General features: G+C 43.8%; 16 protein-coding genes. 12 read left to right on the forward strand and 4 right to left on the reverse strand.

Annotation, left to right across the window (positions count from 1 at the left end; genetic code table 11):
* The first annotated feature begins 172 nt into the window (after positions 1–172).
* The 6 genes from SST111_RS10815 (at position 173) to SST111_RS10840 (ending at position 4,399) form a co-directional block, all read left to right on the forward strand.
* Positions 173–616: a zinc-dependent MarR family transcriptional regulator gene (locus SST111_RS10815; protein WP_012774904.1), complete on the forward strand. Its 444-nt coding sequence runs from the start codon at positions 173–175 to the stop codon at positions 614–616.
* Positions 617–1,321 (forward strand): metal ABC transporter ATP-binding protein, encoded by a 705-nt coding sequence (locus tag SST111_RS10820; RefSeq protein WP_024404806.1) that lies wholly within the window; start codon positions 617–619, stop codon positions 1,319–1,321.
* The gene (locus SST111_RS10825; protein ID WP_099811314.1) at positions 1,314–2,126 is read left to right on the forward strand and encodes a metal ABC transporter permease; all 813 of its coding nucleotides are present in this window, start codon (positions 1,314–1,316) and stop codon (positions 2,124–2,126) included. Before SST111_RS10820 ends, SST111_RS10825 begins: the two co-directional genes overlap by 8 nt.
* A 9-nt stretch (positions 2,127–2,135) precedes the next feature.
* On the forward strand, positions 2,136–3,644 hold the full coding sequence (locus SST111_RS10830; RefSeq protein WP_029172118.1) for a zinc ABC transporter substrate-binding protein AdcA: 1,509 nt from the start codon (positions 2,136–2,138) through the stop codon (positions 3,642–3,644).
* A gap of 102 nt (positions 3,645–3,746) precedes the next feature.
* On the forward strand, positions 3,747–4,193 hold the full coding sequence (locus SST111_RS10835; protein ID WP_161944730.1) for a CopY/TcrY family copper transport repressor: 447 nt from the start codon (positions 3,747–3,749) through the stop codon (positions 4,191–4,193).
* Positions 4,190–4,399, forward strand: a complete 210-nt coding sequence (locus SST111_RS10840) for a heavy-metal-associated domain-containing protein (RefSeq protein ID WP_004195563.1) — start codon at positions 4,190–4,192, stop codon at positions 4,397–4,399. The genes SST111_RS10835 and SST111_RS10840 overlap by 4 nt, the downstream gene beginning before the upstream one ends.
* 46 nt (positions 4,400–4,445) lie before the next feature.
* On the opposite strand, the gene SST111_RS10845 is transcribed toward SST111_RS10840, so the two are convergent.
* Genes SST111_RS10845 through tyrS form a run of 3 tightly spaced genes read right to left on the reverse strand, consistent with a single transcriptional unit; the run spans position 4,446 to position 6,790 of the window.
* Positions 4,446–4,694, reverse strand: a complete 249-nt coding sequence (locus SST111_RS10845) for an HIT family protein (protein ID WP_373560745.1) — start codon at positions 4,692–4,694, stop codon at positions 4,446–4,448.
* A 53-nt stretch (positions 4,695–4,747) separates the two neighbouring features.
* Positions 4,748–5,530, reverse strand: a complete 783-nt coding sequence (locus SST111_RS10850; RefSeq protein ID WP_099811318.1) for a TMEM175 family protein — start codon at positions 5,528–5,530, stop codon at positions 4,748–4,750.
* A 3-nt stretch (positions 5,531–5,533) separates the two neighbouring features.
* The gene (gene tyrS, locus SST111_RS10855; RefSeq protein WP_099811320.1) at positions 5,534–6,790 is read right to left on the reverse strand and encodes a tyrosine--tRNA ligase; all 1,257 of its coding nucleotides are present in this window, start codon (positions 6,788–6,790) and stop codon (positions 5,534–5,536) included.
* 153 nt (positions 6,791–6,943) lie between these two features.
* On the opposite strand from tyrS, the gene pbp1b reads away from it, so the two are divergent.
* The 4 genes from pbp1b (at position 6,944) to SST111_RS10880 (ending at position 18,133) form a co-directional block, all read left to right on the forward strand.
* Positions 6,944–9,367, forward strand: a complete 2,424-nt coding sequence (gene pbp1b / locus SST111_RS10860) for a penicillin-binding protein PBP1B (RefSeq protein WP_099811322.1) — start codon at positions 6,944–6,946, stop codon at positions 9,365–9,367.
* A gap of 853 nt (positions 9,368–10,220) precedes the next feature.
* Positions 10,221–13,793: a DNA-directed RNA polymerase subunit beta gene (rpoB, locus tag SST111_RS10870; protein WP_099811325.1), complete on the forward strand. Its 3,573-nt coding sequence runs from the start codon at positions 10,221–10,223 to the stop codon at positions 13,791–13,793.
* Between the two features lie 177 nt (positions 13,794–13,970).
* A complete protein-coding gene (rpoC, locus tag SST111_RS10875; RefSeq protein WP_099811327.1) occupies positions 13,971–17,618 on the forward strand; it encodes a DNA-directed RNA polymerase subunit beta' in 3,648 nt (1,215 codons plus the stop codon).
* Between the two features lie 149 nt (positions 17,619–17,767).
* On the forward strand, positions 17,768–18,133 hold the full coding sequence (locus tag SST111_RS10880) for a DUF1033 family protein (protein ID WP_099811329.1): 366 nt from the start codon (positions 17,768–17,770) through the stop codon (positions 18,131–18,133).
* Between the two features lie 31 nt (positions 18,134–18,164).
* On the opposite strand, the gene SST111_RS10885 is transcribed toward SST111_RS10880, so the two are convergent.
* Positions 18,165–19,115 (reverse strand): S66 family peptidase, encoded by a 951-nt coding sequence (locus SST111_RS10885; protein ID WP_099811331.1) that lies wholly within the window; start codon positions 19,113–19,115, stop codon positions 18,165–18,167.
* Positions 19,116–19,200: 85 nt separating this feature from the next.
* Between SST111_RS10885 and comGA the strand changes: the two genes are divergently transcribed.
* A complete protein-coding gene (gene comGA, locus SST111_RS10890) occupies positions 19,201–20,151 on the forward strand; it encodes a competence type IV pilus ATPase ComGA (protein ID WP_099811333.1) in 951 nt (316 codons plus the stop codon).
* On the forward strand, positions 20,063–21,100 hold the full coding sequence (gene comGB / locus SST111_RS10895) for a competence type IV pilus assembly protein ComGB (RefSeq protein WP_257211908.1): 1,038 nt from the start codon (positions 20,063–20,065) through the stop codon (positions 21,098–21,100). The genes comGA and comGB overlap by 89 nt, the downstream gene beginning before the upstream one ends.

The following is a 21,100-nucleotide window of genomic DNA, read 5'->3' on the forward strand; positions in this document are numbered from 1 at the left end:
TTCTACCTTATTTCTTTGTCTCAGTCTAATTTCCAGTTTTTAAGACAGACTAGAACTTACTTTGGGAATTTAGCCTATGAATAGATATACTCTTTTTCAGTAAATTTTCCTTGTTTTTTTGTTTTCTATGTGGTATACTTAACAAGTTAATTAAAAGGTTAAGGGGATGCCTATGAATCGTATTGCATTAGAAATTGAGAAGTACCTGCACGAGATTGTTTTGAGTTCGGAGAATCAATTGGAGATTTTGGTTGGTTCTTGTCAAAGCACGGTGAAGTTGACGAATACGCAGGAGCATATTTTGATGCTTATTGAAAAGGCTGCATATACTAATACTGAGATTGCTAAGGAGTTGAATGTTAGTCAGGCTGCGATCACGAAGGCTACAAAGTCATTAGTTGCTCAGGGGTTATTGGTGGCGGTTAGAGATGATAAGGATGCTCGTATTGTTCGCTTTAGTTTGACTGAGGCTGCTAAGCCTATTGCTGCAGAGCATGCTCATCATCACGCGCATACCTTGGAAGCTTATGAAGAGCTTTTGGAAAATTATAGTCTCGAAGAGCAGGAGTCAATTGCTCGATTCTTAAGTGAGTTAGTGGAGAAGATTAGAAAATAAATGAGATATATTACTGTGGAAGACTTGTCGTTTTACTACGACAAAGAACCGGTTTTAGAACATATTCATTATTATCTTGATAGTGGGGAATTTGTGACTTTGACTGGTGAGAATGGCGCAGCCAAGACAACCCTCATTAAGGCGACTTTGGGGATATTGAAGCCCAAACAGGGGAGGGTTTCTATTGCTGAGAAGAGTATAAAAGGTAAGAAGTTGAGAATGGCCTATTTACCTCAGCAAATTGCAAGTTTTAATGCTGGTTTTCCGAGCACGGTTTACGAATTTGTAAAATCAGGGCGTTACCCTCGACAAGGTTGGTTTCGTCGTTTGACAGCCCATGATGAGGAACATGTTCGGATTAGTTTGGAATCAGTTGGAATGTGGGAACATCGGGATAAGCGCTTAGGTGCTTTGAGTGGTGGGCAGAAGCAGCGTGCGGTCATTGCGCGTATGTTTGCTTCGGATCCGGATATTTTTATTCTGGATGAACCGACAACAGGGATGGATGCAGGGACCAAGGATGCTTTTTACCAGCTCATGCATCATTCGGCTAAGAAGCATGGAAAGTCGGTTCTGATGATAACTCATGATCCCGATGAGTTGAATAGGTATGCTGATCGAAACATTCACTTGGTTCGTGATCAGCAGTCTCCTTGGCGTTGTTTCAATGTTCATGAAGCGGATGAGGAGGTTGCCGATGTTTGATCTATCTGTATTTCATTATGACTTTATGCAGCGTGCTTTCCTGGCAATCATTGCGATGAGTCTGTTCTCGCCCATTTTGGGGGTCTTTTTGATACTTAGACGGCAGAGTTTGATGTCGGATACTCTTAGTCATGTTTCGTTGGCGGGGGTTGCATTTGGTTTGGTTTTGGGGATTTCGCCTACTCTTTCAACAGTACTTGTTGTAATTGTAGCGGCTGTATTTTTGGAATATTTGAGGACTATTTATAAAAACTTTATGGAAATCGGAACGGCGATCCTCATGTCGACTGGTTTGGCTATTTCGCTCATTGTCATGAATAAATCTGGTGGGAAATCAGGGCTTAGCCTGGAACAATATCTGTTTGGTTCGATAGTGACCATTAGTCAGGAGCAGATAATTGCTTTGTTTACGATTGCTGTGATTGTCATCGTGCTGACATTGTTGTTTTTACGTCCGATGTATATTCTTACCTTTGACGAGGATACGGCATTTGTAGATGGGTTACCTGTGCGAGCTATGTCCATTGCCTTCAATGTGGTGACTGGTGTTGCCATTGCCTTAATGATTCCTGCGGCAGGTGCTTTGCTGGTTTCAACAATTATGGTTTTGCCTGCTTCTATTGCATTGCGACTTGGTAAGAGTTTTAAAGCTGTTATCTTTACTGGGATGGGCATTGGCTTTTTTGGAATGGTCATGGGGTTGCTGACTTCTTATTATGCAGAAACCCCAGCGAGTGCAAGTATTACCTTGATTTTCATTAGTATTTTCTTACTGGTGAATGTTGTTCAAAAATTTAAAAAATAAGGAGTTAAGATGAAAAAAGTTGGTTTATTATTCTTGTCTGTCTCAGCTTTGCTTTTAGGTGCTTGTGGCAATAGCACAGCTTCTGAAGATGGGAAGTTGAATATTGTAACGACCTTTTATCCTGTTTATGAGTTCACCAAGCAGGTGGCAGGTGATGAGGCAAATGTTGATCTGTTGGTTAAGGCTGGGACAGAGGTTCATGGTTATGAGCCGTCAGCTAAAGATATTGCTCGTATCCAAGAGGCAGATGCTTTTGTTTATGAAAATGAAAATATGGAAACATGGGTTCATGATGTTGAAAAATCACTTGATACAACAAAGGTTAATGTGATTAGTGCGACGGAAGGGATGCTCTTGTTACCAGGTAGTGAAGAAGGTGAGGATCACGACCATAGTGAGGAGGGGCATAGCCATGCTTATGATCCGCATGTATGGTTGTCTCCTGAGCGTGCCATCACACTTGTAGAAAATATTCGTGATAGTTTGGTAGCTAAATACCCAGAAAAGAAAGATGCTTTTGAAACAAATGCGGCAGCCTATATTGAGAAATTAGATGCTTTAGATATGAAGTATTCTGAAACATTATCTGCTGCGAAACAGAAATACTTTGTTACACAACATACTGCATTTGCATATTTGGCTTTGGACTATGGTTTGAAACAAGTTTCTATTACAGGTGTTGCTGCAGATGAGGATCCGACTCCATCACGTCTAGCAGAATTGACAGAGTATATCAATAAATATGGTATTAAGTATATCTATTTTGAAGAAAATGCGTCAAAATCTGTTGCAGAAACACTTGCTAAAGAGACTGGGGTTCAGTTGGACGTTCTTAATCCTCTTGAAAGTTTGACGGATGAGGATATGAAAAATGGTAAGGATTATATTTCTGTTATGGAAGATAATCTGACTGCCCTTGAAAAAACAACTTCCCAAGAAGGTTCTGAAATTTTGCCAGAAGAAGGTGCTGAGACTGCGCAAACTGTCTATAATGGTTATTTTGAAGATAGTGCCGTAAAAGATCGTACTCTTTCAGATTATGCAGGTGAGTGGCAGTCGGTTTATCCATACTTGCTTGATGGTACACTAGATCAGGTCTGGGATTACAAGGCTAAGATCAAAGGTGGTATGACAGCTGAAGAGTACAAGGCTTATTACGATACAGGCTACAAAACAGATGTTGATCAAATTAACATTACAGATAATACCATGGAATTTGTAGTAGGAGATAAGAAAGAAAAATTCACATATAAGTATGTGGGTTATAAGATTTTGACCTACAAAAAAGGAAATCGTGGTGTTCGTTTCTTGTTTGAAGCAACGGATGCAAATGCTGGTAACTATAAGTATGTTCAATTTAGCGACCACAATATCGCCCCTGTTAAAACAGGTCACTTCCATATCTATTTTGGTGGAGAGAGCCAAGAAAAACTCTTGGAAGAGTTGGAAAACTGGCCGACATACTACCCTGTTGGTTTGACTGGTTTGGAAATTGGTCAGGAAATGCTGGCTCACTAAGAATAATGAGAAGACTGGGCAAGATGTTCAGTCTTTCTTCTTGACAATTTTTGACTACAAATGTAAACTAAAGTTAGAAAATGATTGTTGGGAGGTGAATGTGTGGAGCAGACAATTTCTGCTGCGGAGTGGCAGGTCATGCGGGTCCTGTGGGCCCATCCTGGTGCAACTTCTCAGGAAATTATTCAGGCTTTGCAGGAAGGCTTTGATTGGCAGGCGACGACTATTAAGACACTTTTAGGGCGGCTGCGGAAGAAAAACTATTTGAGAATGGCTAAGGAAACTAGCAAGTACCACTACTATCCGCTGATCAGTGAAGAGGAACATTTGCAGGGGCAGGTGGAGCTCTTACTAGCTACCATCTGTTCCACAAAACAGGGGCAACTGGTTGAAAAACTGCTAGACACAGGGACATTTTCCCAAAAAAGCCTAGAAAATCTGGCCAGCAAAATCTCGCAGTTACAAAGGACTGCACCCGAGCAAATCGCTTGTCGGTGCTTGGCGGGGCAATGTACCTGTGGGCATCATAAAAAAGGAGAACTACGATGAAACAAATCTTGAAGTTGAAAAACCTGTCTTGTCAAAACTGTGTTAAACATGTGACCAATCGCCTCTTGGACTTGGATGGGGTGGAAGAGGTGAAAATCCAGCTGGATCAGCAGTTGGCGGAGGTGGAAACCTCTGTAGCCTATGACTTGGAAGGTTATCAAGAGGCCTTGGAAGATACGGTCTATGAAGTAGAAGAGTTGGTATAAGCGAAAAAGCAGCTGTCGGGCTGCTTTTTTTCATGTTTTGAAAAATCTATGTAGGTCCAGTTGCACTTGTGCAAGTGAAATCTGGTCCCAAGAGTTTTTCAGTCAAAAAGACTTCCAAGTCCGATAGTTCATAGCGAACAGCAGAAGGGACTTGGCTGAGCGTGTCATAGTGTTCCTTACTAACAATCAGCAAATGTCCAGTTTGAACCGGGTCAATATCCCAGACGACCTTGAAATGTTCCGTCTGGTAGAGAATATCTTCTTCTTTGAGTTGGTGGCAAAAAATGCAGGTCATGTCTTTTCTCCTAGGTTAGCAGAAAAGGAAATCACATAGGATTTCCTTGGGAATTATATGTGTTTTACTCTAACTGCCATTTTTTCTTTCCGCTTCTGCCGTCTCTTTTCGAAGAAGGCTGCTCCTAGGAAAGATACGATTGGCCGTAAAATGTAGAAATAAAAGGCAAGTGTCGGATTAAAGTAAGCAAATAGGATGACGACGATGTTGAAAAGGGCGACGGTCACCAATTGCCGTAAGTGTGCCATGGAAACAAACCGCTTTGTATATGTTGTTCCGGCAAACTTTTCTTGTAGGACAAAGTAATTCAAAATGGATTGACAGAGATTGACTGCAATGGTCACGACCCCATAACCAACAACAGCCGTGGTGGTTATGCCTTCCATCATCCACCGAGTAAAGAGGGGAATGAGGGCCAGCGTTGCCATAAAGTTGAATTGAACAATTAAGATTTTGCTGGTTGCGTGCTCAATCTGCCCCAGAATCTTGTGATTGTCATACCAAAAATCCGCCACGATGAAAAAGGATACAAAGAAGATGAGGATTCCAGTGAAAAAGTGATGTGTATCGACAGTGTCGCTCGGTAAAGGAATTTCCAGCAACATCATGGTGATGATAACCCCAATCACTGCGTCGGAGAACACCTCTAGATGTTCCTTCAGGCGTTTGGCACGACGTGTCTCATCCTCACGATAGAGTTGGTCCAAAAATGCTTGACGTTCATCGGCAGACAAATGCTCTAACTCAGGATGCAAAAGACTGGCTTCCGGAGCCATTTGTTCAAAGTAGTCGTTCAAAAATTCTTGATTTTTAGGATTTTGCTTGGTATTTTTCATCGCTTAATAAGTCAAAACTGAATATTTTTTCTTACCACGACGGATAACGGTTAACTCGCCGTCAATCTTGTCACTGTCAGAAAGGGTATAGTCCAAGTCCTGCACACGCTCACCGTTGACATAAATGGCACCATTTTGCACATCTTCACGAGCTTGGCGTTTTGAGTTGACAATACCAGAGGTGACTAGGAGTTCAACGATGTTAAGGTTGTCTTCAGCCTGGACAGCGTAGTTTGGAACGTTGCTGAGGCCCTGCTTGAGTTCTTTTGCGGACAGGTTTTTGATGTTGCCTGCGAACAATTGCTCGGTGATGTTAAGGGCCTGGTTATAAGCCTCTTCACCGTGTACCAATGTCACGACTTCCTTAGCCAAAATCTTCTGAGCCAGGCGTTCATGACGGGCAGCGTCAAATTGTTTCTCGATTTCAGCAATCTCATCTAATGATAAGAAAGTAAAGATCTTCAAGAAACGAACGGCATCATCGTCCATGACATTGAGCCAGAATTGGTACATTTCATAAGGAGAAGTCTTGTCGGCATCCAACCAAACAGCGTTGCCTTCTGACTTACCAAACTTCTTACCAGTCGAGTCGGTGATGAGGGGAACAGTCATCACGTGACCAGACTTGTCAGCCTTGCGGCGAAGCAATTCAGTACCTGCTGTCATGTTGCCCCACTGGTCAGAACCACCGATTTGTAGGGTCACATTGTGCTTGTCATTAAGCTCGTAGAAGTCATAACCCTGCATGATTTGGTAGGCAAACTCGGTGTAGGAAATCCCTGTTTCAATCCGTTTTTTCACAGAGTCCTTGCTCATCATATAGTTGACCGTGTAGTATTTACCAACATCACGAAGGAAGTCGATAAAGCTGATGCCTGAGAACCAGTCGTAGTTGTTGACCATTTCGGCCTTGTTGTCACCATTTTCAAAATCCAAGAAGCGAGAGAGTTGACCTTGAATTTTTGTCACCCAACCGTCCACGGTGTCCTTAGTTTGCAAGCTCCGCTCCGCATCCTTGAAGGAAGGGTCGCCAATCAGACCAGTTGCACCACCAACTAGGGCGTAAGGCTTGTGGCCAGCCAACTGCAAGCGACGGCTAGTTAAGATAGCAACCAAGTGCCCCAAGTGTAAACTATCTGCTGTTGGATCGTATCCTGTGTAATAAGAAACCTGTCCTTCTGTCAATGCTTTTACCAAGGCTTCTTCGTCTGTCGTTTGAAAGACCAAGCCACGAGCTTTTAGTTCTTCAAAAATGTTCATGTGGGCTGTCTCCTTTAGGTTTAATATACAGGACCATAAACCATTTTATATGATTTTTGGACCGAACTTCATTTTAAACAATTCCTCCCTATTATACCACGAAATTGCGGAAAATAAACAAAATTTGGTATAATGGAACGATAAGGAGTTAATATGGCGACTAAATCAGATAAGCAAGATTTTAAAAAGAAAATCAGTGCCCTAGGCTTAGGGGATGTAGCAGGAGTTTTCCTTCGGACGCTGAAATTATTATTCAATTCAGTAGCTGTCTTGGTGTTCCTATTCGGTCTTTTTGGTGCGGGCATAGGAATTGGTTTCGTGGTTAGTCTTTTTGATGACGTTAAGATTCCCAAAACAGAGGAACTGGTAGCGAAGGTTTCAGAAGTTAGTCGGATTTCCACCGTTACCTATTCGGATGGTAGCTTGGTGTCGGAAGTTAATTCAGATCTGCTTCGTGTACCCATTACTTCGGAAGAGGTCTCGAATTATCTAAAACAGGCTGTAATTGCGACAGAGGATGAAACATTTGAAACCCACAATGGGGTTGTGCCTAAGGCTGTTTTGCGTGCGGCATTGGGATCAGTTGGTCTAGGTTCATCTAGCGGAGGTTCAACCTTGACGCAGCAATTGATAAAACAGCAACTTGTCGGAGATGCTCCAACCTTTACGCGTAAGGCTAATGAGATTGTTTCGGCTTTGGCATTAGAGCGGAATATGACCAAGGAAGAGATTTTGACCATTTACTTAAATGTTTCTCCATTTGGTCGAAATAATCAGGGACGAAATATTGCAGGGGTAGAAGCTGCGGCTCAGGGAATTTTTGGTAAACCAGCGAAAGACTTGACTGTTCCGCAGGCTGCTTTTATTGCAGGCTTACCGCAAAGTCCAATCGTGTATTCCCCTTATGCTTCTGATGGTACTCGTAAGGCGGATGAGGACATGGTATATGGAATCGAACGCTATCAAGATGTTCTCTTTAATATGTATCGGGCGTCATTCTTGACCAAGGAAGAATACGAAACCTACAAAGCTTACGATATTAAACAAGATTTTATTGCTCCAGCTCCTGTAATGGCGGATACGAAAGATTATCTCTACTACGAGGTCATGGAAGAAGCGCAAGAGGTTATGTTTGATTATCTGGTAAAACGCGATAAGGTTTCTGAAAATGACTTGAAAAACGATGAAACTAAGTCTTCCTATGAAGAATTGGCTAAGCAAGAATTGAGTCAAGGTGGTTATACGATCAAGAGTACCGTTGATCAAGTAATCTATGCGGCGATGCAGTCTGTTGTGGCAAATTATGGCTCTGTTTTGGATGATGGAAACGAATATGTCGAGACAGGCAGTGTCTTAATTGATAATGCCACAGGAGCCATTTTAGGATTTGTGGGTGGTCGCGACTATGCAACCAACCAAAATAACCATGCCTTTGATACCCTTCGTTCGCCAGCGTCAACCATCAAGCCTCTGTTGGCTTACGGTATTGCGATTGATCAAGGTTTGATAGGTTCTGCCAGCATCCTTTCCGATTATCCAACGAACTTCTCAAGTGGACAACCGATTATGTATGGTTCAGGACGTGGTACTGGTATGATGAACTTACAGACGGCTATTGACCGTTCTGTTAACATTCCTGCTTTTTGGACCTATAAGATGATGAGAAATGCAGGTGTAGATGCCAAAGCGTACATGGATAAAATGAATTATCATATTCCTATGTACGATATTGAAAGTGTACCGTTGGGCGGTGGTGTTGAAATTTCAGTATTGACAAATACCAATGCCTATCAAACTTTGGCAAATGGTGGCGTTTATAACAAACATTACATTGTTGAAAGCATTACTGCTTCTGATGGAACAGTAGTGTATCAGCATAAAGCAGCTCCGGTTCAGGTCTATTCTAAAGCAACTGCAAGTATTATGAACCAGCTTTTGAGACAGGTTGTCAACTCTGGTTATACTACGACGTTCAAGAGTCGATTGAGTGGTTTAAACCCACAGGCAGCCTCATCTGATTTCGTCGGTAAGACGGGAACAAGTAATGAAGTCAATGATGTGTGGCTCATGCTATCAACCCCTAGAGTAACTTTAGGTACCTGGGCTGGGAATGATGATAACTCAGAAATGTATGTCTGGACAGGCTACCACAATAATTCACAATATGTGGCCTATATGGTTGATGCGCTTTACAATGTTAATGCGGATATGTTCGCAGGAAAATTTGAATTAGACAGTAGTGTTATTGCTTCTAGCGTTGTTGCTTCTACAGGTCAACGTGCAGGGACGACACAGGTAAATGGGCGCCAAGTAATAGTTGGTGGTGCGATGACAACTAGTTATTGGGCTAAAAATGGTGCACCAGTAACGAGCTATAACTTCATGGTTGGGGGGACAGATAGTGACCGAGCACAGGCTTGGAATACAATTATCGGTTCCCAAACGCCAACATCAAGTAGCTCAACCCAACGAAGCAGTTCGACTCGGAGTAGAACGAGTTCTTCAGCTAATAACACGAACCAGTCATCAGAAACGCAAACAGCAACTAGTGAGCAAGCGAATAATGATTCACCTTGATTTTTTCTAGTACTTGTGCTATAATAGTGTAAATTATTTGTCGTGTGTCTTGTTTGAAATATTGTCCAAACAAGGCTTGCAGCAGTTAAATCAAACTTTTTCAAAGGAAGATTTAGCTGCTCTTTTTGTGTCTATGAGGAATTTTTTTGAGAATTGTTACCTATTCTTAAAGATTCTAAAAATTCAGAAAAAGGATGAATGTTGGTCATCACATGGCTGTATATAATTGAACTCGGGCTACACTCCTGTAGAACTTTGACTTTGTTTACCCCTTGGCGTCGTAAACGTCTGAACTTTCTTCGACATTCTGTCTAGAAAGTCCTAGTCGTTCTGACGAGGGTGCGTCAACGAAATCAAAGATTTCGGACTTACCGCTTATTTTCTTTTGGAGTGTTAAACGCCCTCGTATCTTTTAATTGAACTCGCCTACAACTCTGTGAAAAAAGATAAGGTTTGTAGTGCTTTGGTTTTGTTTACTTCGTGGCGTCGTAAACGACTGAACTTTCTTCGACGATTTGTCAAGAAAGTCCTAGTCGTTCTGACGAGGGTGCGTCAACAAAATCAAAGATTTTGGACTTACCGCTTATTTTTCTTTGAGTTGTTTACGGCTTAGTATCTTTTAATTGAACTCGGACTAAATTCGTCGGAAAAAAGATAAATCTCCTAGTGTCTGATGACACTTCGTTGATTTCCTATTTTTCTCTCGAATTTTACGTCCTCGTATCTTTAATTGAACTCGACCTAAAACCTGTGTGAAAAAGATAGAGCTCCTAGTGTCTGATGACACAACGTCACTCTCCTATTTTCACTTTGGTTTTCACGGTCTCGTATCTTAATACAAAGGAGAAAACTTTTGGCAGGACATGAAGTTCAGTACGGTAAGCACCGTACCCGTCGTAGTTTTTCAAGAATCAAGGAAGTTCTTGATTTACCAAATTTGATTGAAATCCAAACGGACTCTTTCAAAGACTTTTTAGATTATGGTTTGAAAGAAGTCTTTGAAGACGTACTTCCAGTATCAAACTTTACGGATACCATGGAATTGGAATTCGTTGGTTATGAATTGAAAGAGCCTAAATACACATTGGAAGAGGCGCGTGCGCATGATGCGAACTACTCAGCTCCAATTTATGTAACTTTCCGTCTGGTGAATAAAGAAACTGGCGAGATCAAGACACAAGAAGTCTTCTTCGGTGAGTTTCCAATCATGACTGAAATGGGTACCTTCATCATCAACGGTGCAGAGCGTATCATCGTTTCTCAGTTGGTTCGTTCACCAGGTGTCTACTTCAATGATAAAGTAGATAAGAACGGTAAAGTAGGTTATGGTTCAACGGTTATCCCTAACCGTGGAGCTTGGTTGGAATTGGAAACAGATTCGAAAGACATTGCCTACACTCGTATTGACCGTACGCGTAAGATTCCGTTCACAACGCTTGTTCGTGCGCTTGGTTTCTCAGGTGATGATGAAATCTTTGACATCTTTGGCGATAGCGAATTGGTTCGCAATACCATTGAAAAAGATATTCACAAAAACCCAGCAGATTCTCGTACGGATGAAGCGCTTAAGGAAATCTATGAGCGCCTTCGTCCAGGTGAACCAAAGACTGCTGAAAGCTCTCGTAGCCTTTTGACAGCTCGTTTCTTTGACCCACGTCGTTACGACTTGGCACCTGTTGGTCGTTACAAGATTAATAAAAAACTCAACCTCCGTACTCGTTTGCTCAACCAAACACTTGCTGAGCATGTGATTAACGGTGAGACAGGCGAAATCGTCTTGGAAGCTGGTACTGTATTGAGTCGTGATGTGCTTGAAAAAGTAGAAGCACAATTCGATGAGCTCAACTTGGTAGAATATATTCCAAATGACAACGCTGTTCTTCTTGAGCCAGTTCTTTTGCAGAAATTCAAGATTGTAGCTCCTAAGGATCCAGAACGTGTTGTGACGGTGATTGGTAATGCTAATCCTGCAGAAAACGTACGTACAGTAACACCTGCGGACATCTTGGCTGAAATGAGCTACTTCCTCAACTTGGCTGAGGGTCTTGGTCGCGTAGATGATATTGACCACTTGGGTAACCGTCGTATTCGTGCCGTTGGTGAATTGCTTGCTAACCAAGTACGTATCGGTTTGACTCGTATGGAACGTAACTTGCGTGAGCGTATGTCTGTTCAAGACAATGAAGTATTGACGCCACAACAAATCATCAATATCCGTCCTGTTACAGCCGCAATCAAAGAATTCTTTGGTTCATCTCAGTTGTCACAGTTCATGGACCAACACAACCCACTTTCTGAGTTGTCTCACAAACGCCGTTTGTCAGCCTTGGGACCTGGTGGTTTGACTCGTGACCGTGCTGGTTATGAGGTTCGAGACGTTCACTACACTCACTATGGTCGTATGTGTCCGATTGAAACGCCTGAGGGACCAAACATCGGTTTGATCAACAACTTGTCTTCTTATGGTCACCTCAACAAGTATGGCTTCATCCAAACACCATACCGTAAGATTGACCGTGCAACTGGTACAGTTACAAATGAGATTGTTTGGTTGACAGCCGATGAAGAAGATGCCTACATCGTAGCGCAATCAACATCACCTCTTGATGAAAACAACCGTTTCGTTGATAAGATTGTTATGGGACGTCACCAAGGTAACAACCAAGAGTTCCCAGCAGATTCAGCAGATTTCATGGACGTTTCTCCTAAGCAGGTAGTTGCTGTTGCGACAGCATGTATTCCTTTCTTGGAAAACGATGACTCCAACCGTGCCCTCATGGGTGCCAACATGCAACGTCAGGCTGTTCCATTGATTGATCCAAAAGCACCTTACGTTGGTACTGGTATGGAATACCAGGCTGCCCATGACTCAGGAGCTGCAGTTATTGCCCAACATGATGGTAAGGTTGTTTATGCAGATGCGGACAAGGTAGAAGTACGTCGTGAAGATGGTTCCTTGGATGTTTACAGCATTCAGAAATTCCGTCGTTCAAACTCAGGTACTGCCTACAACCAACGTACCCTTGTAAAATTGGGTGATGTCGTTGAAAAAGGTGACTTTATCGCAGATGGCCCTTCTATGGAACGTGGGGAAATGGCCCTTGGTCAAAACCCTATCGTTGCCTACATGACGTGGGAAGGTTACAACTTCGAGGACGCGGTTATCATGTCTGAACGCCTTGTGAAAGACGATGTCTATACATCTGTTCACTTGGAAGAATACGAATCAGAAACACGTGATACCAAGTTAGGCCCTGAAGAAATCACTCGCGAAATTCCAAACGTTGGTGAAGATGCTCTTCGCAACTTGGATGAAATGGGGATTATCCGTATCGGTGCCGAAGTTAAAGAAGGCGACATTCTTGTTGGTAAGGTTACACCAAAAGGTGAAAAAGATCTTTCTGCTGAAGAGCGCCTCTTGCACGCTATCTTTGGTGATAAGTCACGTGAAGTACGTGATACATCTCTTCGTGTACCACACGGTGCCGATGGTGTCGTTCGTGATGTGAAAATCTTTACCCGTGCTAACGGTGATGAATTGCAATCAGGTGTTAACATGTTGGTTCGTGTCTACATCGCTCAAAAACGTAAGATCAAGGTCGGAGATAAGATGGCCGGTCGTCACGGTAACAAGGGTGTCGTTTCACGTATTGTACCTGTTGAGGATATGCCATATCTTCCAGACGGAACACCAGTTGACATCATGTTGAACCCACTCGGGGTGCCATCACGTATGAACATCGGTCAGGTTATGGAACTTCACTTGGGTATGGCGGCTCGCAACTTGGGCATCCATATCGCAACACCAGTTTTCGATGGTGCAAGTTCAGAAGACCTCTGGTCAACTGTTAAAGAAGCAGGTATGGATTCAGATGCCAAAACCATTCTTTACGATGGACGTACAGGTGAGCCATTTGACAACCGTGTATCTGTCGGTGTCATGTACATGATCAAGCTTCACCACATGGTTGACGACAAGCTTCACGCCCGCTCAGTCGGACCATACTCACTCGTTACCCAACAGCCACTCGGAGGTAAGGCTCAGTTTGGTGGTCAGCGTTTCGGTGAGATGGAGGTTTGGGCCCTTGAAGCCTACGGTGCTTCAAACGTCCTTCAAGAAATCTTGACTTACAAGTCAGATGATGTGACAGGCCGTCTTAAAGCCTATGAAGCCATCACAAAAGGTAAACCAATTCCAAAACCAGGTGTTCCAGAATCATTCCGCGTTCTTGTCAAAGAATTGCAATCACTTGGTTTGGATATGCGTGTCCTTGATGAAGACAATAATGAAGTAGAATTGCGTGACCTTGATGAAGGTGAAGATGATGACATCATCCACGTAGATGATCTTGAAAAAGCACGTGCAAAAGCCGCAGCTGATGCAGCCGCTGCCTTTGCAGCAGAAGAAGCAGAAGGCAAAGAATAATGAGAATGGATGGAACAAGTTGGTCCAAACCTCAGAACTGAAAGAGATAAGGGCCAACGGTCTTCCACCATCTGATTTATAGAAAAATAGCTTGCTAGCTATCCATTCTGCTGATTATTGTTCAAGAATTTGAGGTCTGGGAATCCAGCCTCTCACAAGAAAAGAAAGGGATTATTAGTGGTTGACGTAAATCGATTTAAAAGTATGCAAATCACGTTAGCTTCACCAAGTAAGGTTCGTTCATGGTCTTACGGTGAGGTTAAAAAACCTGAAACAATCAACTATCGGACACTCAAGCCAGAACGTGATGGACTCTTTGACGAAGTCATCTTCGGTCCAACAAAAGACTGGGAGTGTTCATGTGGTAAATACAAGCGTATCCGTTATAAAGGGATTACTTGTGACCGCTGTGGTGTTGAAGTAACTCGTGCAAAAGTACGTCGTGAACGTATGGGACACATTGAGTTGAAGGCACCAATTTCACACATTTGGTATTTCAAAGGTATTCCAAGTCGTATGGGCTTGACCTTGGATATGAGCCCACGTGCGCTTGAGGAAGTTATCTACTTCGCGGCTTATGTGGTCATCGATCCGAAAGATACACCGCTTGAGCACAAGTCCATCATGACAGAGCGTGAATACCGTGAGCGTTTGCGTGAGTATGGTCATGGCTCTTTCGTTGCCAAAATGGGTGCAGAAGCAATCCAGGACCTCTTGAAACAAGTCGATCTTCCAAAAGAAATTGCAGCCTTGAAAGAAGAATTGAAAACAGCTTCTGGTCAAAAACGTATCAAGGCAGTTCGCCGTTTGGACGTATTGGATGCCTTCAACAAATCTGGTAACAAGCCTGAATGGATGATTCTTAACATCCTTCCAGTTATTCCACCAGATTTGCGTCCAATGGTGCAGTTGGACGGTGGCCGTTTTGCCGCGTCTGACTTGAACGAACTCTACCGCCGTGTTATCAACCGTAACAACCGTTTGGCACGTCTCTTGGAACTTAATGCTCCAGGGATCATCGTACAAAACGAAAAACGGATGCTCCAAGAAGCTGTAGATGCCTTGATTGACAACGGTCGTCGTGGTCGTCCTATCACAGGACCGGGTAGCCGTCCGCTCAAATCACTCAGCCACATGCTCAAAGGTAAGCAGGGACGTTTCCGTCAAAACTTGCTTGGTAAGCGTGTTGACTTCTCAGGACGTTCGGTTATCGCCGTTGGTCCAACCCTGAAAATGTACCAATGTGGTGTGCCACGTGAAATGGCGATCGAACTCTTCAAGCCGTTTGTCATGCGTGAAATCGTTGCCCGTGAAATTGCAGGTAACGTGAAAGCTGCGAAACGCTTGATTGAACGTGGGGATGACCGTATTTGGGATATCTTGGAAGACGTCATCAAAGAACACCCAGTTCTCTTGAACCGTGCACCTACCCTTCACCGTTTGGGTATCCAGGCTTTTGAGCCAGTTCTAATCGACGGTAAAGCCCTTCGTTTGCACCCGCTTGTCTGTGAAGCCTACAACGCCGACTTTGACGGTGACCAGATGGCGATTCACGTTCCATTGTCAGAAGAAGCTCAGGCAGAAGCACGTATCCTCATGCTTGCCGCAGAGCACATCCTTAACCCTAAAGATGGTAAACCAGTCGTAACACCGTCTCAGGATATGGTTTTGGGTAACTACTACTTGACTATGGAGGATGCTGGTCGTGAAGGCGAAGGTATGGTCTTCAAGGATGCGGATGAGGCTGTTATGGCTTACCGCAATGGCTATGTTCACTTGCATACCCGTGTTGGTATCGCAACGGATAGCCTTGACAAACCTTGGAAAGACAATCAAAAACACAAGATTATGATGACAACTGTCGGAAAAATCTTGTTCAACGCGATTATGCCAGAAGGACTTCCTTACTTGCAAGAGCCAAACAATGCAAACTTGACAGAGGGAACTCCTGATAAATACTTCTTAGAACCAGGTTCAGATATCAAGGCTGCTATCGCAGAATTGCCAATCAACCCACCATTCAAGAAGAAAAACCTTGGTAACATCATCGCTGAAATCTTCAAGCGTTTCCGTACAACTGAAACATCAGCCCTGCTTGACCGTTTGAAAGACTTGGGTTACTATCACTCAACACTTGCTGGTTTGACAGTGGGTATTGCCGATATCCCAGTTATCGACAACAAGGCTGAGATCATTGAAGAATCTCACGAACGTGTAGAACAAATCAAGAAACAATTCCGTCGTGGTATGATTACAGATGATGAGCGTTATGCAGCTGTTACAGATGAATGGCGTTCAGCTAAGGAAAAATTGGAAAAACTTCTTGTTGAAAAACAAGATCCGAAGAACCCAATCGTTATGATGATGGACTCTGGTGCCCGTGGTAACATTTCCAACTTCTCCCAGTTGGCCGGTATGCGTGGTCTGATGTCAGCGCCGAACGGACGTATCATGGAATTGCCGATTTTGTCTAACTTCCGTGAAGGTCTTTCTGTATTGGAAATGTTCTTCTCAACTCACGGTGCCCGTAAGGGGATGACGGATACGGCCTTGAAGACAGCCGACTCAGGTTATCTGACTCGCCGTTTGGTTGACGTTGCCCAAGACGTTATTATCCGTGAAGACGACTGTGGAACAGACCGTGGTCTTGACATCCGTTCTATCACAGATGGCAAGGAAATGATTGAGCCACTTGAAGAGCGTTTGCAAGGTCGTTACACTAAGAAAACTGTTAAACATCCTGAAACAGGTGCCGTTATCATTGGTCCAAACCAATTGATTACCGAAGATATTGCCCGTGAAATTGTCAATGCAGGTGTTGAACAAGTAACCATCCGTAGCGTATTTACATGTAACACTCGTCACGGTGTCTGCCGTCATTGTTACGGTATCAACTTGGCGACAGGTGATGCGGTTGAAGTGGGTGAAGCAGTTGGTACGATTGCAGCCCAATCTATCGGTGAGCCTGGTACACAGCTTACGATGCGTACCTTCCACACGGGTGGTGTAGCCTCAAACAGCGATATCACGCAGGGTCTTCCTCGTGTCCAAGAGATCTTTGAAGCCCGCAATCCAAAAGGGGAAGCGGTTATCACTGAGGTCAAAGGTGAAGTTATCGCTATTGAAGAAGATGCTTCTACTCGTACCAAGAAAGTCTTTGTTAAGGGTGTGACTGGCGAAGGCGAATACGTGGTACCATTTACAGCCCGTATGAAGGTTGAAGTGGGTGACCAAGTTGCGCGTGGAGCAGCCCTTACCGAAGGTTCAATCCAACCAAAACGCTTGCTCGAAGTCCGTGATGTCTTGGCAGTTGAAACTTACCTTCTTTCTGAAGTTCAAAAAGTTTACCGTAGCCAGGGTGTAGAAATCGGCGACAAGCACATCGAGGTAATGGTTCGTCAAATGCTTCGTAAAGTGCGTGTCATGGATCCAGGAGATACGGATCTTCTCATGGGTACCCTCATGGATATCACTGACTTTACCGATGCCAATGCGGAAGTGGTCATCGCAGGAGGAATCCCAGCGACTGCCCGTCCAGTCCTCATGGGTATCACAAAAGCGTCCCTTGAAACCAACTCATTCTTGTCTGCCGCATCCTTCCAGGAAACAACGCGTGTTCTTACAGATGCTGCCATTCGTGGTAAACGTGACAACCTTCTCGGTCTGAAAGAGAACGTTATCATCGGTAAGATTATCCCAGCAGGTACAGGTATGGCCCGCTACCGTAATCTTGAACCACAAGCCATCAATGAAGTTGAAATCATTGAAGACACAGTAGCTGAAGAACTTGCAGCAGAAGCAGAACTTGCTGCTGTAACTGAATAAATTAAGATGGCACATCTCTCTTTGGGGGATGTGCTTTTTGATATTCGGAAATAAAACGCATACATAACTTGATAAGGAATTAACAAGCAGAATGTTTTCTTAAATCAGATGAATTCGGTATAATGTGTACGAAAAAGGAAGTATGTGTTATGTATCAAGTAATAAAAATGTATGGAGATTTTGAACCCTGGTGGTTTTTAGACGGTTGGGAAGAAGATATTGTTAGTAGTGTAGCCTTTGACCGTTATGAAGATGCCTTAAAAGCATTTCAGAAGGAATGGGTACGGTTGTCAGAGAAGTTCCCTAAAAAGCAGAGTAAAAATGGCACAATGGTGGCCTTTTGGGATGAATCAGACCAGCATTGGTGTGAGGAATGTGATGAATATTTGCAGCGGTATCATTCGCTGATGTTGGTAGAAGCCAAGGAGAAATCACCCGCTGGTTTTGTTAAGCAGTCTACACACCCCCGCCTACGTCCTTGTAAATTAAAACAAACTAATTGTGTAAATGAATAGTAAAAAGGATTGCCCTAGTGAGCAATCCTTTTTATGTAAATCTGATAGAAAAGGTTTCGGTGTCGAGCTCCACTTGACCACCGATTGTGATGGTGAAAAGAGGCTGGGTATGGGCAAAGTCCAAATTGTAGAGAACAGGAATGGTTTTGAGAATAGGGTGCTTGTCCAAAATCGCCAGTAAAATCTCCTCGGTCATCTTGGTTTCCTTAGGAAAACGACCAATGAGGACGGCTTGGGGATTGGGATAGTTTTGTAAGAGCGCAGCAAAATGCCTTGTAAATTCGGTATAGTGATCTTCTTCAGCTTCTTCAAGAAACAAGATGTACTTTTCGGGTTTTGGAGCGAACTCAGTACCATGTAAGAGCGCAAAAGTAGAGAGATTTCCTCCAATAGCTGTTCCGCTAGCCTGGCCTGGATTGTAGACTTTCCATTCAGTCGGGTAAAAGGTGCGAGGGGAGTCTGGGAGGTACCAAGCGTCGCTAGACCATTCTGGACTCGGAATCAGGTCATAGGAGTCTTGTGTCACAGCCTTGAGCCAGGCTTCTGTTTGATAGTCTTGCCCCAAATCCATTTTGAAGCTTGAATAAGCTGGACCCATGTAGGTTTGCATGCCTGTCTTGGCGTAGATAGCATTGAGCAGGGCAGTTGTATCCGAATAACCGCAGAAAATTTTCGGATGGCGGGCGATTAGGTCAAAATCCAGATAAGGTAGCAGTTCGTTAGAGTTGAAACCGCCAATGGTTGTCAGAATGGCATCGACCGACTCATCCGCAAAGGCTGCTTCCAAGTCCGCAACACGATTGGCAATCGGAGCAGAATCGAAAATATCGTTTTCAAAATAATGTTCTGAGAAAGAGAGTTTGAAGCCCAGTTCTTCCAATTTTTCCTTGGCGGCAAGATTGGCTTCAAAACCACCAATTCTTTCAATAGATGAAGAGGGGCTGACTACGCGTATGTGGTCGCCTTTTTTTAATCTTTTCATAAGAACCTCCAAGCTTTTTTATTATTTTAACAAAAAAGTATGGAAAATCAAGTTTCCTTGCGAATAGATAGGGTGAGGAGGTTTTATGATTCAAGAAAAAGCAAGAAAGATGATTGAAGAGGCGGTGGCAGATAGGGTCAGTGACATCTATCTGGTTCCTCGTGGTCAGGGCTACCAAGTCTACCATCGCATCATGGATGAACGGGAGTTTGTGCAAGACGTGGCTGAGGAGGAAGTAACAGCCATCATCAGCCATTTCAAGTTTTTAGCAGGTTTAAATGTCGGTGAAAAACGCCGTAGCCAGCAGGGTTCCTGTGACTATGATTATGGTAGCGGAGAGATTTCACTTCGCTTATCAACTGTCGGAGATTATCGTGGCAAGGAAAGTCTGGTCATCCGCCTGCTCTATGACAATGACAAGGAACTCAAGTTCTGGTTTGAGGCGGCCGAGCGGCTTGCAGAAGAAATCAAGGGACGAGGGCTCTACCTTTTTTCGGGTCCAGTCGGCTCTGGTAAGACCACGCTTATGTACCATCTTGCCAGGCTGAAATTCCCAGACAAGCAGATTTTGACCATCGAGGATCCTGTCGAAATCAAACAGGAGGACATGCTGCAACTCCAGCTCAATGAAGCTATCGGAGCCACCTACGACAATCTGATCAAACTGTCCCTCCGCCATCGACCAGACTTGCTCATCATCGGTGAGATTCGGGATGCGGAAACCGCTCGAGCAGTCATTCGAGCCAGCCTGACGGGAGCTACCGTTTTCTCAACAGTTCATGCAAGGTCTATTTCAGGTGTCTATGCCCGTATGTTAGAACTAGGTGTCAGCCCTGAGGAGTTAAACAATGCCCTTCAAGGGATTGCCTATCAACGCTTGATTGGGGGAGGAGGTGTAGTGGATTTTGCAAAGGGAAATTACCAAAACCATTCCGCAGCCCAGTGGAATGCGCAAATTGATCGCCTTTTTGCAGCAGGACATATCAGTCTTCGGCAGGCAGAAACAGAAAAAATTGCCCTTGGTTCGCCAGCGTAAGGTCATTGAGCTTTTCAATAATCTTTTTGCTAGTGGTTTTCATCTGGGGGAGATTGTTGATTTTCTCAAACGTAGTCAGCTTCTGGCAGATCCCTACACCCAGGTCTTGTCAGATGGCCTTCTTGCAGGAAAGCCATTTTCAAGCCTATTAGCGGATTTGCGGTTTTCAGATGCGGTGGTCACACAGGTGGCTCTGGCAGAAGTTCATGGCAATACCAGCCTGAGTTTAAGCCATATCCAGTCCTATCTGGAAAATGTCAGCAAGGTTCGTAAAAAGCTGATTGAGGTGGCAACCTATCCGATAATCTTGCTTGGTTTTCTGCTCTTGATTATGCTAGGCTTGAAAAACTATCTTTTGCCCCAGTTGGAGGAAGGTAATGCAGCGACTATGCTGATAAATCATCTGCCGACTATCTTTTTATCCCTCTGTGGACTTAGTTTGGTGGCGGTCTTAGCTGGTATGGTTTGGTTTCGAAAAACCAACAAAATCAAGGTCTTTTCCCGCTTGGCAGCTCTGCCATTTTTCGGAAAACTCATCCAAATCTATCTGACGGCCTATTACGCCAGGGAGTGGGGGAGTTTGATTGGGCAAGGCTTGGACCTGCCGCAGATTGTGAGCTTGATGCAATCGCAGCAATCGCAGCTCTTTCGAGAGATTGGCCAGGACCTAGAGCAGTCGCTTTCCAATGGTCAGAGCTTTCACGAACACATTAAGAATTACGCTTTTTTTAAGCGAGAGTTGAGTTTGATTGTCGAGTATGGTCAGGTCAAGTCTAAGTTGGGGAGCGAGTTGACAGTTTATGCGGCTGAGTGTTGGGAGGATTTTTTCTCTCGGGTCAATAGAGCCATGCAGCTGATTCAACCGCTGGTCTTTCTCTTTGTGGGCTTAATGGTCGTTCTCATCTACGCAGCCATGTTGCTGCCGATTTATCAAAATATGGAGTTATAA

It is taken from the genome of Streptococcus suis YS161, assembly GCF_002760245.1.
Classification (GTDB): domain Bacteria; phylum Bacillota; class Bacilli; order Lactobacillales; family Streptococcaceae; genus Streptococcus; species Streptococcus suis_I.